This window comes from Bacillota bacterium, from assembly GCA_009711825.1.
GTDB lineage: Bacteria > Bacillota > Proteinivoracia > UBA4975 > VEMY01 > VEMY01.
The window spans coordinates 1-13,429 of sequence record VEMY01000071.1 but is presented as its reverse complement, the minus strand read 5'-3'; the positions used below and the strand labels follow the sequence as shown (position 1 = coordinate 13,429).

Sequence of the window (13,429 nt, the reverse complement as noted above, 5' to 3'; positions counted from 1 at the left end):
GTAATCCTGCAAAAAGCGCTGCCGAAGCAGCGCTTTTATCGTTATACAGGCCTGATCACACTTACCACTGTCCGGCCCCGGACAGCTTTGCCACTAGACACACCCTGAATTTCGCCGATTTGTTCTTTGTTGGTGACAATCAGTGCTGAATGCAATTGCTTGCCGGCTTCGGCAATCAATTTGCGGTCAAAGCGAATCAGTGCGTCTCCGGCCACCACATTCTGGGCGTCAACACAGATGGTTTCAAACCCCGTACCCTCTAAGTCCACTGTATCCAGCCCAATATGGAGAAGAAGCTCCAAACCATCCTCCGTGCGCATTACCAGGGCATGGCCGCCGGGGAAAACCTTGACTATTTCGCCGGCAGCGGGGGCGACCAATAGATTGCCCGAGGGCATGAAGCCTACTCCTTCGCCCAACATCCCCTGGGCAAATACAGGGTCTGGAAACTCGCCAAGAGGAATAATTTCTCCGTCCAAAGGCGCTTTCAAGGTGATTAGGCCAGCAGCGTCAATTTGCTGCTGCAACTGCTCCCGGACTTGTTCGCTACCCGTTCCTAAAACAATTTGCAAATTGTATTGATCCAAACGACTGATGCCTGAGGCGGGCAACGCCCCCAATTTATCTTCATCTATCCCGGCCGGATTCAGGATAGAAATCCGGAGCCGGGTCATGCACGCCTCCACACTCTGCAGGTTAGCGAGTCCGCCTAGAGCCTGAGCAACTTGATCCGCCTGGTCACGATAATCGCCGCCGCCCTTTTCAAGGGTGGAAGTATCGGCCGAGGCCACTTCTCGCCCCGGCGTCATGTAATTAAACTTGCGGATAATAAACCGGAACAGGAAGTAATAAATCAATGCATAGACTGCGCCCAGCGGGAATAGCAACCAGGGGTTGCTGGCTTTGGTGTAATTGATGAAAAACATCGGCAAGGCATAGCCATAATGACGGATGCCCAGCAAATAAGAGAATAAGAGAGCGCTGCCGGTAAGCAGACCGTGGGCGATAAAGAGCAATGGGGCCGTAAACATAAACGTAAACTCTGCCGGCTCAGTAATACCAATTACGATTGAGGTCAGAGCGGCGGTCATCATCACGCCGGCCACCTGCTTGCGGTTTTCCGCCCGGGATTCATGCACAATGGCGAGAGCCGCCGCCGGCAGTGCAAACATCATGGTGACAAAGAAACCGCCCGAAAAGTAACCCGCCGTGGGATCACCCGCCATGAACCGGGCAAATTCGCCGGTAACCACACCTCCGTTCACCGAAAAACTGCCAAAAACATGTAAGAGCAGGTTTTGGAGAATATGATGCAAGCCAGTGGGTATTAACAAGCGGTTGAGCACGCCATAGGTGAACACCCCGTAGCCGCCAGTGTCAAATATCCACTCGCCCAGGTTGACAATCGCTTCGTTTATCGGAGGCCATAGATAGCCGAAAACCACGCCCAGGACGACACTGACCAGGGCGGTAATAATCGGCACAAACCGTTTACCAGCAAATAGCCCGAGGAATTCAGGAAACTTGATGTTGCGAAAGCGGTAATACAAAAAAGCTGTGTAGCCGCCGACCAAGATTCCACCCAGCACACTCATCTCGTTGGGGATGAATTCGCCGTTGGGCAGTTCAATGCCGGGGTTTATCGAGCGCATCACCGCCGTTAGCACCACATGGCCAACCACGGCAGCAAATGCCGCCATCCCGTCATATTTGGTGAACCCAATCGCCACTCCGACAGCAAACAGCAGAGGCAGATTGTCAATGATAATTGCCGCCCCGGCGGCATCTAGAAAGTCTGGCCCGAACTCACCAGCCGCCATAAAGATGGCAGCCAGCGGCAAGATGACAATTGGAACCATTAGCGCCTTGGCTGTGCTTTGCATTGTTCTACGCCAATTCATCAAATTATCTCCCCTCTAAAATTTGGTACGTGCCAGCCTGGGCCTGGGAAATGGCGGCAGCCAGCTGGGCTGAGCAGAGCAATTCCAGTTCCCGAACGCGCTTCGCGGTCAACGAACTGATATTTTCAAGCTCGTGGTCCGCGTGCACTCCCGGATGACAAAAAAACTCGTGCACTCCCGGCCCCAATTCCTTGATAAAACGGGGCAGGTGCTCCGGCGCCACCGTTTCCAGTCCAATTACCGTATCCGGGCGCAGAAGCCCCATCGCTGACTGACGCCAACTCAGGGAGGCAAGGAGACGCTCAATACCCCCTACCCCCATCAGCGTCATACTCCTGGGGCTGATCATTCTAATGGCCCCAATCCCAAACTCCCGCGCCAGGTCAATGGCCACCGGTAGCAGGCCCGGCAGGAGATGGACATGATGATGGCTGTCCACATGAGTCGGCTTGAGCCCTGCCCCGATTAGCCTGGACAATTGGGCATGCCATTCGGCACGCACCTGGGATTTATTCGCAACCAGCAGACGGAGAAAATTCTTCCGAAATCGGCCTTCCCGGTTGACCAGCGAAGGGAGTTGTTCCGGGGGCAGAACCGGCGCCAGTGCGGTAAGGGTGAGATGCACCCCGACTCCCAGGCGGGGATGTTCTCGGGCCAGCTCCACGGCTTGGTGCCAGGCCAGCCCGTTGGCCATCAATGTTGCTGATGTCAGGGCGCCACATTGATGGGCCTGAATTATCGCCCGGTTCACACCTTGGGTAAGTCCAAAATCATCCGCATTTATTATTAGACGAATCATTTGTTGAGACAAATCGTGTCGCCGTGGGCAGCAAGATAGTCGTCGAGAATCTGCCTGGCAACTTCCAATGAGGGCACCAGAGGGTTGAGATTCAGGGCCCGCAGCGCTTTATCGTAGCTCTTTTCCAGCGCCGCTTCAACCGTCAGATTCTCATAGGCCGAGACCAATTGCATCAGCCCGAGCATATCTAGAGCCGGCGCATCCACCGGCAACGGATGGGCCCCGGTTTTATCTACCTTACAGGGAATTTCTACGCAGGCGTCATCTGCCATTCCCGGCACATTACCGCGATTGAGCACATTGACAATAAACTCCTCGCCCTTGTCATTGTAAATAGCGCTGAGAATGTTCACCATCAACTCAGAATGCCAATCGCCGCCCCGGCTCTTCCAGAGCTTGGCGTCGTTGGCTTCTGCAACTTGGGCGAAATGAGCCAACAAATCCCGTTCAATTTCCTGGACCACTTCTCCCCGGGTTTTGCCGGCCTGCTTTTGCTTGGCCAGGCTCTCCCTGGTCAGATAGTAATACTGCAGATAGGGAGACGGAATGATCCCTAAAGTCTTATAAATTCGCAACATCATTTTTGTCTCTTCCGCTGTTTTCTCGTCATCGGTGGGCAACATTGCAATGATGTCCGTGGTCTCAGCCATTTGGTGGATCATCGGAGTGATATCGTTGCCGTCGGCAAACACCCGGCGGAACCAGCCCATATGATTGAGGCCGACATAATCCAAGCGCACTTTGTCGCGGGGCAGCTTCAGGGCATCGGCGACGAAGTACTGTATGCCAATCGGCACATCACAGATACTTATCGCCTTTATATTTGCATGTTTGGCCAGCGCCGCCGCCACCATCCCCGAGGGATTTGAATAGTTAATTAGCCATGCATCGGGTGCGTGGGTCTCGATATCCCGGGCAATATCCATCATCACCGGCAAAGTCCTCAGCGCCATGGCGAATCCGCCGGGGCCAACGGTTTCCTGACCGATTACATCGTATTTAAGGGGAATTTTTTCATCTAGAACCCGGCCGGCGAGGCCGCCAACCCTTATCTGGCAGAGCACAAAGGTGCTGCCTTTAATCGCATCCACCCGGTCCAGGGTTGTACTGACCCGGATATTATTATCAACATTTGCCAACAGCTTTATCACAATCGCACCGACAGTTTTCAGCTTGCCAGCGTCTATATCCATTAAGCAGACTTCATCAAAAGGTACTTGTGGACGGATTTTCACCAATCCCTCAATTAATCCCGGTGTATAGGCGCTTCCACCGCCGAGAATCGCAATTTTCACCTGAAATTCCTCCCTTACTTTTGTTTACTACTTTAGTAAATTAGCTGTCCGGACGTTTATTCCTGCCGGTTTTTAAGCATATCTTTTCCATTCTTGCACTATATTTTGCCAGGGGGGATTATAATGTGGTGGTTATGGCTGCTAATTGCAATCGGATTGCTGGCAGGGGAGCTGTTGACGTCAGGTTTTTTTCTGTTTTGGTTTGCCATAGGCGCAGCTGCTGCCTGCCTGGCCTCGTTGTTTGTCACCTCGTTTCCGGTCCAACTGGCTATCTTTATTTTAATCAGCGCAGCGCTCCTCTTCTCGTCCCGGCTTCTGGTCGAACGCATGGACAAGACTCGCCCCGACACAAATATTAATGCCCTGCTCGGTCAGCAGGGAATCATCACCTTGGCTGTAGAACCGTTTCGAACCGGAGTGGTGCGAATCGGCGGCGAAGAATGGTCCTGCCGCTCCCAGCAAGCAATCGGCGTCGGTGGGGTTGTAATCGTTGAATCGGTCCAGGGAGTTACCCTGAATGTACGGCCGCTTCAAGCTGAAAAGGAGGAATAAAATTGTATCCGTGGCTCCTAGTCCTTGCCGGCTGTTTACTGCTGGTAATCCTGATTGCCCTGACCTCGGCCCGAGTGATCAACCAATCGACAGTAGGCGTGGTGGAACGCCTGGGAAAATACAATCGCCTGGCGCCCCGAGGCATCAACTTTGTATTTCCGTTCATCGAACGGATGGCAGACATTATTAACCTGCGGGAACAAGTGGTGGATTTTGATCCCCAGCCGGTTATCACCAGCGACAACGTAACAATGAAGATTGACACAGTGGTCTATTTTCAGGTCACTGACCCGATCCGCTATAGTTACGAAATAGCCATGCCGATAAAAGCAATTGAAAATCTTACTGCCACCACCCTGCGTAACATCATTGGCGAAATGGACCTCGATGCCACCCTTACGTCCAGGGACATTATCAATGCCAAGATGCGGGCCATCCTGGATGAAGCCACCGATAAATGGGGGATCAAGGTCAACCGGGTGGAATTGAAGAACATCATCCCGCCCAACCAAATCGTCGAGGCGATGGAAAAACAAATGCGGGCAGAACGGGAACGCCGCGAATCGATTCTCCGGGCCGAAGGTGAAAAACGCTCAGCCATTCTCCGGGCAGAAGGCGAGAAGGAATCCAACATTCTGCGCTCCGAGGGCGAACGGGAAGCGATGGTCCGTCGGGCCAAGGGCGAGGCGGAATCAATACTGCTGGTGGAAACGGCAAAAGGCGACGGCATTCGGCGGGTATTTGGCGCAATTAAAGAAATGGAGCCGGATAACGAAGTAATCTCGATCCGGGCGCTGGAAGCCCTGGAAAAGGTCGCCCAGGGCCAGGCAACCACCTTGGTGGTGCCCAGCGAAGTGGCCGGCATTCTTGGTTCTTTGCAGGCCCTGGGACTGCGAAAAATAGACTAAACTGGAGGACGGTCTTTTACAAAAAAGACCGTCCTTATAATTTTGTAGTGTCTAATAACGGCTAATAGTGTAGAATTAGGTCATGGGTAAGAAGTCGGAGGAAATAAAACTTGAAAACAAAAATAGTTCTTGGCCTTATTCTGTTCTCTCTACTCTTGGTTATCACGTCTCTCTTCACTTATTCTCAACATCTGGATCGTCAAGAGCACATACGCTATACTGCGACTTATGATTATTTAACCACGGGAAAAAACTATAATACAGATGAAATTTATAGGATTGATGTCAAATTTTCGTTGGAAAATCTTTTTTTTGGCTATCCGCAATGGACAATTGCAGTAACCTTCAACGACGAACCGAATGTGAACTACTATTATCAGTACGCCGACGGCAGAATCAGTCAAGGAGGTCTTTCCGGAAGCACACCCAACAATATTTATACCCATGTTGAAGGTGCAGAAAATGGTTTAGATAAAAACTAACAATGTTTTGCGTTTAAGCTGTCTTTCATAGACAGCATTTTTATATTACCAGCGCCAGCAAACCGCCTACAAAAACCGCCACCGCCAGGCTGCCAGCCCACATCGTCAGGGCCACAGCCAGCCCCTGCTCCTTGATTGTAACTAACACCGTTGCGATACAGGGCACAAACAAAGTCATCACCATTAGGGCGACAAAGGTCTGGTTCGCGGCCAAGTTGAGACCAAACAGGCCGGCGGCGCCAAAATCCCGGCGAATAATCCCCATGATAAACGCGTTTACACTCTCGGCCGGCAACCCCAACCAACCCTCAGTCAGCGGCATCAGTGCCTGCTGGAGGGTGCTCAGTGTTCCCGTCCAATTGAGGATGGTCACAATCCCCGCGCCCAGGGCAAACAGCGGCAGCGCCTCCCGAAGAAAGTTCTTAGACTTCACGTATGATTTCCGCAGCACATTGCCCGGCCGCGGCAGACGCAGCCGGGGAAGCTCCAAAAACAAACCCGGTGAACTACCGCCCAGCACCCGATTTAATATCCGCCCTGCCAGCAAGAAAATTGCAACCAGCATGGCCCCGTAGGCCAAAACCCATTTATAACCCAGCGGTATCAAAAGCATGATGATTACGCCTACCTGAGCGGAACAGGGCACTGCCAGCCCCAGCAGAAAAGTGAGAATGAGGCGCTCCCGGCGGCTGGAGAGCATCCGGGTGGCAATCACCGCCATGGTCACACAGCCAAATCCGAGAATCAAGGGAATAGCGCCCTTGCCGTTAAGGCCCAAGGGTCGGAAGGTGTTGTCCAAAAGCACCGCCACCCGGGGCAGGTATCCCGAGTCTTCCAAAAGCGCCAGCAGCAGATAGAAACTGAATACCAATGGCAAGAGCAGGCCGATTCCATAGCTGAGGGCCATGGTCAAAATACCGAACTCACCCACCAACAAGGACTGCAGCAGGCCTGGGGGCAATATTTGAGACAGCAAACGCACCAGCGGCGGCAGTAGCCAGCGCTCCATAATCACGCCTTCGGTAAGCTCGACCACCTGCTGGGCGACAACACCACCAATCAGCCAATAGATTGCCGCCAGCACGGCCAACATCACCGGTAATCCTGGCAGCGGCCGAGTGAGCAGCAAATCCAGCAGGCCAACACCTTTGTGCCGGCGGCGGGACTGCACATTGTTGGCAAGCGCGCTTGCATGCGCACGAAGTTCCGCCTTCGCTGCCAGTTCTCGCACCACCCCCCGGGGCAAATCGCGGCACCAGGAATTTAGAATGTTTACCAACTCTGCAAGGCCCCGGCCGTCCACTGCCGCTGCAGGAATCACCGGCACTCCCAACGCGCGGGAAAGCGCGAACACATCAATTTTCAGCCCGTCCCGCTCCGCCTCGTCGATCATGTTCAGCACTATTACTGTCGGCTTACTGGCAATCAATTGCAGGGTCAGGTACAAATCCCGGCGCAGTCGGGTGGCGTCAATCACATTGATTACGATATCAGCACCCTCGACAGCCTGCTCCGCAATCCGTTCTTCATCATTCAATCGATTGAGACCATTGACTCCGGGAGAATCTGTTAAAACATGCCCCTGCCAGCGGCTGTTGCTGATTTCCAGGGTTGTGCCGGGAAAATTTGAGACATCGGCGTAGCGCCCGCTTAAATAATTAAAGATAACGGACTTCCCCACATTGGGGTTGCCCGCCAGCACTAATGTCCGCTTGATTTGGTCGGTTGAACGATGATGTCCCGGGCGGTTTTGCCGCCGACTGCGATCAGCTGACCTTCCCGGGTCAACAGCACCGGTCCGTCGCTTTGCCTGGCGCAGCAATATACGTCCTCTCCCTCCCCTACCCCCAGGCAATCGGCCTGTTGGCGAATTTTCTTGTCCCGTATCCGGACAATCTGATAGCGTTTGCCGGGCACCACAGACAAAAGATTCATGTTTCACCTCCGGCTTTGTTATGGATAATTATTCAGTTATCGCCCCGTTTATGTATGCTGGACGGGCAAAAACAAGCCGTTTAATGAAAATAAAAAAGCGCCCCAAGTGGCGCTTAAACTCTACGAGTCATAAACACAATCTCATCCCATCGGTGGCGCAAAAGAATCTTACCCAATTCCGTTTCGCTCCGAAAGCCTACAGCCTCCAGCAGCGGCAGCGGTCCGTTGGGATAGGGCGTCTGTTTTCCGGCCACCACAGAAAGTGACCTATAGCCAGCACCGGCCAAAAGCAATACGCCCCGACTCAGCAAATCCCGGCGGTAATCACGGCTCTCGCCCACCCGCCCATACAGGCATGCAATAAACCCATCCTCAGCTGGACGCCGGGGCAACGGGTAAGGGACAAGCTCTATTGGCAGCACTTCCACCACGGCTACGGTCTTTCCGTCTTTAAGGCCGGCACACCCGTAGATTGGCAAATCCAGCCCCCGAAGCCATGTTTGCTTATCGGTCCAACCCTGGCACCGGTGACGGGGAATACACACGCCCTCCAGCAAGTCCAGGTTGTCTGGCGACAGCGGTAGAATCTGGTCGCACCGGGCAGCAGGCAGTTGGCTAAAATCCCCGCCACCCGGGAGAGGCCCCCGTCGCTTGAAACTTTCAACTAGTTGGGCGCCGCTGCCGGGAAAGGGTATGCTGAAATCATCGATCACAATCAGTCCTGGGAAATACATCTTGTACGCGGCTGCCAAAGCGGGATGCTTGTCCACGGCGATTGACTCGTAAGCATAGCCCAAAATCGCTGCCGCTTCCCGGGCCCCCGCTTCCATATGCCGCCAGCCAGGACATTGGGCACCAAAATGTAAGTATTTCACATAGCCCAGTTCAATCCCCCCTGCCAATCTCAGCTCTTTTCTTCGGCTTGTTCTTCATCGAGACTGATACTGTCTTTAATCTCCCGGGAAGCGCTGCGCAATTCCCTGATACCTTTGCCCAGCGAACGACCGATCTGTGGCAACTTGGTGGGACCAAAAATCAACAATGCCACCATAAAGATAAGGAGTATCTCCCAGAATCCGGGTCTAATCCACGCCACCATCAATACCACCCCCACATTAGTTACCTAGATTATACCCCCTGGCAACTGCCGTGGTGATAGGAATTGCTTATACCCCTTCCTGCTCCCGGAATTGCAACTGATAGAGATGGTAGTACATACCTTCTCGAGCCAGCAATTCCTGATGGCTGCCCTCTTCTCGGATCTTGCCCTTATGCAGCACGATGATCTTATCCGCGTTTTGAATGGTGGACAAACGGTGGGCGACAACAATTGTCGTCCGCCCCTGGGATATTGTCCGCATCGCCCGCTGAATAGTCTGTTCGGTCTCGGTATCGATGTTTGCCGTCGCCTCATCAAGGACAAGAATCTTTGGGTCAAAAGCTAGGGCCCGGGCGAAGGCAAGCAGTTGGCGCTGCCCGGCGGACATGGTGGAGCCGCGCTCCTGGACTTCACTTTCATAGCCCTTTGGCAGGCGGGAGATAAAACGGTCAGCATCCACAGCGGCTGCAATCTCCTGGATTCTTTGGTCATTGATTTCCTCATTATTCAAGCGGATATTTTCCGCAATTGTCCCGCTGAAAATGAATACATCCTGGAGGACCACAGCAATTCTCTGCCGCAGCTCATCCAGCTCCAATTCCCGGATATCGACGCCATCGATGAGAATCTGTCCCTTCTGGATATCATAGAGCCGGCTGAGCAGACTGATGATTGAAGTCTTACCGGCGCCGGTGGCGCCGACAAAGGCCACAGTCTGCCCCTTATCCACTGTGAAGCTTACATCCCTCAGCACCCATTCGCCAGGATTGTAGGCAAACCAAACATTTTTGAATTCTATCCTACCCTCGATATCTGCAGACTTGGGTTCCTCCGGACTGACAATCTCCGGCTCGGTGTCCAGCAACTGAAAAATCCGCTCTGAGGATGCCATGGCCGCCTGGAGAATGTTATATTTCTCGGCCATGTCGTTAATTGGTTGGAAGAACATTTGGATATAGTTGACGAAAGCGTAAAGCACACCAAACTCCAGGGTGCCCCGAATCACATCGCCGCCACCAAACCAAATCAGGGCCGCCAGAGCGATAAAATACAAAATATCTATAAACGGACGGAAAATCGCGAACACAAGAATTTCCCGGAAAGTTGCCCGGTAGTAGGCGGTGTTAATATCGTTAAACTCGTTGAATTTTTTCTTCTCCCGGTTAAATATCTGGACAATGCGCATCCCCGAGATATTTTCCTGCAAAGTTGCGTTGATCTGGGCCAAACGGGTGCGCACTTCCCGGTAGGCATCCCGGGCTTTCATGCGAAAAATTACTGTGGCCACAAGGATTACCGGCAAAATGGAAAAGCTAAGTAAGGCTAGGCGTGTATTCATCCGCAACATCACGAGCACGATTCCCAAAAGAATGAAAACATCTTTGAAGAGATTGACTAGAACACCGGTGAACATCTCATTGAGGGTTTCGGTATCATTTGTCACTCGGGTTACCAAGCGACCGACAGGGTTGGTGTCAAAAAAACGCAGCGACAACTTCTGCATATGGGAAAAAATATGCACCCGCATATTGTAGATAATCTTTTGCCCTGTCCGATGCAAAATATAGACCTGGGTCACATTCATCACAAATCCCAGGACAATCACCACCAAAAATATCAGGGCCAGCTGAACCAAAGCCCGGATATCCCATTCGCGAAAATCCTGATAAACATCCGCTGGCACCAACTCGCCCGCGTATTCCGCTTCCGGGGTAACAAACAATAATTCTCCGTCCCGTTCTTCCACCTGATAGTCCGCCCGCGTGAGAACGGCGCCCACCAAGTAGTAATCCCCCGCATGGAGAATCAACTGTGCCCGGGGTCTGTCGGGATGCTCTGTGGACAATTGATGCTCAGGGACGTAAATCTTGCCCTGGTAACTTGTGCCCGCAACCGGTTCCTCGCCCGGTTCAAATACAACCTGGGGGCCGGGGGTGATGTAATTATCAATTGCCACCTGAACCAGCCAGGGTCGGGCAAGGTCGGCGGCGGCGACAAACATCAACAATACAACCGACAAAAGCAGCGCCCAACGATAGGGTTTGGCGTATTTGAGCAGACGCCGCATCAATCTGGCATCGTACGCTTTGCCAAGAATCTCTTCTTCGTGAAAATCACGCATTTTGCTCACCAATTTTCTCTTCCAATTGTTGTTTGAAATAAAACTGCTGATATAGCCCGTTGCTCTGAAGCAATTCTTCGTGCTTACCCCGTTCGACAATCCTGCCGTTGTCCAGGACAATGATTTCATCGGCATCCTGAACAGTCGAAACCCGATGGGATATGATTATGCTTGTCCGGTCCTTCATCACAGTTTTTAATTCCCGGAGGATTTTCTCCTCGGTTTGGGTATCCACCGCCGATAGACAATCATCCAATATCAGGATTGATGGCTGTTTTATCAGGGCCCGGGCAATGGAAATCCGTTGCTTCTGACCGCCGGAAAGAGTCACACCCCGCTCCCCGGACATGGTCTGAAACTTCTCCGGAAACTCGATGATGTTATCATAGACATTGGCCTTCTTCGCCGCCGCTTCAATCTCTTCCTGGCTGTAATCATCCGAGGCCAGGGCGATGTTTTCACTTAAGGTCGCCGAAAACAAAAATGTTTCCTGGGGCACATAGCCAATATTTTGCCGCAGCACAGCCAGGGGTATTTTATTGATATCTACTCCGTCCACCAACAACTGTCCCGGGGGTGGGTTAAAGATACGTAATAGTAGGTTGACAAGCGTCGTCTTGCCGCTTCCGGTCTTGCCGATAATTGCCAGGGTCTGGCCCTGCTCTAGTCGGATATCAATATCCTCCAGGGCAACAGTGCCGTCTGGATACGCAAAATTGAGACCACGGAACTCTACCCGACCTTCAATTCCATCTTTGTCGACAGTATCGGAATGGTCGTAAACATCGGGGCGGGACAGGAGAATTTTATTTAATCGCTCCATGGAGGCTGCCCCCCGCTGGAGAATGTTAATTACCCAGCCTAGAGCCATCATCGGCCAAATTAACAGCGCCAAATAGCTGTTGAAAGCGACAAAATCACCAAGGCTGATGCGACCGTCAATAACCATCGTGCCGCCATAAGCCAGGACGATCAAATAGCTGAGAGCGGAAATGAACTAGACCAAAGGAAAAAACAAACCCCAAATTTTAATCAGCCGCATATTCTTTTGCACATACTCGTCCGCCGACTGAGAGAAGCGCTGAATCTCAGCGCGCTCCTGGACAAAAGACTGAATTACCCTAATTCCCGAGAGTGATTCCTGGACCCGGTTAGTCATTCCCGAAAAGGCCTCCTGGACAGCCCGAAAACGACGATGGACAATCCGTCCGAAAAACAAGACCATACCCGCCATAAATGGCAGTGGCAACAGAGCCAGCAGCGTCAACTGCCAATCGATTGTCCGCACCATCATTGTGATTGTGGCTATTGTCAAGAACAATGAATCGGTGATCATGATGATTCCAGGCCCCATTGCCATCCGCACCGAGTTAATATCATTAGTGGCGTGGGCCATAATGTCACCTGTCTTATGTTCTGTATAATAGCGCGCATCCAAGGTCTGCAGATGGGCAAACAGCTTGTTGCGCAGATAGTACTCCAACTTGCGGGCAGTCCCGTTGATTAACACCCGCCATAAAAAACGACTGATGACAATAAGACTTGCCGCAGCAAGTATGTAGCCCACATAACGCAACAAGCCAGACGCCTCAATTGATCGGGTATTGATTGCATCGGTAATTGTCCCCAACAACCGTGGAATCAGGAGTTGCATTAACCCGACAATAATCAACCAAAGAACGCCAAGCAGATAGCGCCAGAGATTGGCGCGGAAAAAACCCCGGAGCATAAAAAACGGACCCATAGCAAATTCACCTCATCTCATAAACAAACTTCATAATATCATAGCCAAAGGCCTCAGACAAACCTGCTGAACGCTAATTTAGAGGAATTTACATCGATTTATCCTGATAATAGAACTATTACCGAAATATACGACAGTCAAAAGAAAGCCCCCTCGAAAGGGGGAGAAATTTTAGTTGGGAATGCAGATGACCTGCCCAATCTGTAAGTTTTTCGGGTCGACACCGGGGTTTGCTGCCTGAATCGCATCGACACTGGTTCCGAACCGCTGAGCCAACAAGAAGAAGGTATCACCAGCCTGTATCGTATACAGGAAACCATTGGGGCAGCGGGCATCGTCAACGGGAATACAAATTTGCTGGCCAATCTGCAGATTGTTGGGATCTACCCCGGGATTCGCCTGCTCAATTGCCCGGACAGTTGTGCCAAACCGCTTTGCCAACAGAAAGAAGGTGTCGCCGGCCTGAATGGTGTACAAAAATCCGTTGGGGCACTTGGGTGGCGCCGGCTTCTTAACCGGGATGCAGATTTGCGACCCGATTTGCAGGTTCAGGGGATCCACACCCGGATTGGCGGCCTGTATTGCCTCCACG

At 52.2% G+C, this 13,429-nt stretch carries 12 protein-coding genes and 1 pseudogene; 3 read left to right on the top strand and 10 right to left on the bottom strand.

Features of this window, described 5'->3' with window-relative positions; translation table 11 throughout:
* Nucleotides 1-41: 41 nt before the first annotated feature.
* Genes FH749_15455 through FH749_15445 form a run of 3 tightly spaced genes read right to left on the bottom strand, consistent with a single transcriptional unit; the run spans nucleotide 42 to nucleotide 3,995 of the window.
* Complete coding sequence (locus FH749_15455; protein MTI96846.1) at nucleotides 42-1,901, bottom strand: hypothetical protein; 1,860 nt, start codon at nucleotides 1,899-1,901, stop codon at nucleotides 42-44.
* Between the two features lie 4 nt (nucleotides 1,902-1,905).
* Nucleotides 1,906-2,700, bottom strand: a complete 795-nt coding sequence (locus tag FH749_15450) for a ChbG/HpnK family deacetylase (GenBank protein ID MTI96845.1) — start codon at nucleotides 2,698-2,700, stop codon at nucleotides 1,906-1,908.
* Entirely contained in the window at nucleotides 2,697-3,995 is a 1,299-nt protein-coding gene (locus tag FH749_15445; GenBank protein MTI96844.1) for a 6-phospho-beta-glucosidase, read from the bottom strand. The genes FH749_15450 and FH749_15445 overlap by 4 nt, the downstream gene beginning before the upstream one ends.
* A 123-nt stretch (nucleotides 3,996-4,118) precedes the next feature.
* Here FH749_15445 and FH749_15440 point away from each other — a divergent pair, with 123 nt between their 5' ends.
* The 3 genes from FH749_15440 to FH749_15430 all read left to right on the top strand — a co-directional run bounded on the left by FH749_15440 (nucleotide 4,119) and on the right by FH749_15430 (nucleotide 5,937).
* Nucleotides 4,119-4,547, top strand: a complete 429-nt coding sequence (locus tag FH749_15440; GenBank protein MTI96843.1) for an NfeD family protein — start codon at nucleotides 4,119-4,121, stop codon at nucleotides 4,545-4,547.
* Nucleotides 4,544-5,455 carry an SPFH/Band 7/PHB domain protein gene (locus FH749_15435; GenBank protein ID MTI96842.1) on the top strand — a complete coding sequence of 304 codons (912 nt, stop codon included), beginning with the start codon at nucleotides 4,544-4,546 and terminating at the stop codon, nucleotides 5,453-5,455. Before FH749_15440 ends, FH749_15435 begins: the two co-directional genes overlap by 4 nt.
* A 110-nt stretch (nucleotides 5,456-5,565) precedes the next feature.
* Nucleotides 5,566-5,937 carry a DUF3139 domain-containing protein gene (locus FH749_15430; GenBank protein ID MTI96841.1) on the top strand — a complete coding sequence of 124 codons (372 nt, stop codon included), beginning with the start codon at nucleotides 5,566-5,568 and terminating at the stop codon, nucleotides 5,935-5,937.
* 40 nt (nucleotides 5,938-5,977) lie between these two features.
* Here FH749_15430 and FH749_15425 read toward each other — a convergent pair whose 3' ends face one another.
* The 7 genes and pseudogenes from FH749_15425 to FH749_15395 all read right to left on the bottom strand — a co-directional run.
* Nucleotides 5,978-7,654 carry a ferrous iron transporter B gene (locus tag FH749_15425; protein MTI96840.1) on the bottom strand — a complete coding sequence of 559 codons (1,677 nt, stop codon included), beginning with the start codon at nucleotides 7,652-7,654 and terminating at the stop codon, nucleotides 5,978-5,980.
* Nucleotides 7,639-7,872: a ferrous iron transport protein A gene (locus FH749_15420; GenBank protein MTI96839.1), complete on the bottom strand. Its 234-nt coding sequence runs from the start codon at nucleotides 7,870-7,872 to the stop codon at nucleotides 7,639-7,641. The genes FH749_15425 and FH749_15420 overlap by 16 nt, the downstream gene beginning before the upstream one ends.
* Before the next feature lie 113 nt (nucleotides 7,873-7,985).
* Complete coding sequence (locus FH749_15415; GenBank protein MTI96838.1) at nucleotides 7,986-8,747, bottom strand: hypothetical protein; 762 nt, start codon at nucleotides 8,745-8,747, stop codon at nucleotides 7,986-7,988.
* Nucleotides 8,748-8,776: 29 nt separating this feature from the next.
* Nucleotides 8,777-8,971: a twin-arginine translocase TatA/TatE family subunit gene (locus tag FH749_15410; GenBank protein ID MTI96837.1), complete on the bottom strand. Its 195-nt coding sequence runs from the start codon at nucleotides 8,969-8,971 to the stop codon at nucleotides 8,777-8,779.
* A gap of 67 nt (nucleotides 8,972-9,038) precedes the next feature.
* The gene (locus FH749_15405) at nucleotides 9,039-11,093 is read right to left on the bottom strand and encodes an ABC transporter ATP-binding protein (GenBank protein ID MTI96836.1); all 2,055 of its coding nucleotides are present in this window, start codon (nucleotides 11,091-11,093) and stop codon (nucleotides 9,039-9,041) included.
* Nucleotides 11,086-12,837: pseudogene (locus tag FH749_15400) on the bottom strand (ABC transporter ATP-binding protein). The gene FH749_15405 and the pseudogene FH749_15400 overlap by 8 nt, the downstream one beginning before the upstream one ends.
* A gap of 171 nt (nucleotides 12,838-13,008) precedes the next feature.
* Nucleotides 13,009-13,429, bottom strand: a 421-nt coding sequence (locus FH749_15395) for a LysM peptidoglycan-binding domain-containing protein (GenBank protein MTI96835.1), incomplete at its 5' end; no start/stop codon positions are given.

Coding starts and splice junctions, on each gene's coding strand:
- FH749_15455 (MTI96846.1), bottom strand. CDS start 1,901: ATGAATTGGCGTAGAACAATGCAAAGCACAGCCAAGGCGCTAATGGTT.
- FH749_15450 (MTI96845.1), bottom strand. CDS start 2,700: ATGATTCGTCTAATAATAAATGCGGATGATTTTGGACTTACCCAAGGT.
- FH749_15440 (MTI96843.1), top strand. CDS start 4,119: ATGTGGTGGTTATGGCTGCTAATTGCAATCGGATTGCTGGCAGGGGAG.
- FH749_15420 (MTI96839.1), bottom strand. CDS start 7,872: ATGAATCTTTTGTCTGTGGTGCCCGGCAAACGCTATCAGATTGTCCGG.
- FH749_15410 (MTI96837.1), bottom strand. CDS start 8,971: ATGGTGGCGTGGATTAGACCCGGATTCTGGGAGATACTCCTTATCTTT.
- FH749_15405 (MTI96836.1), bottom strand. CDS start 11,093: ATGCGTGATTTTCACGAAGAAGAGATTCTTGGCAAAGCGTACGATGCC.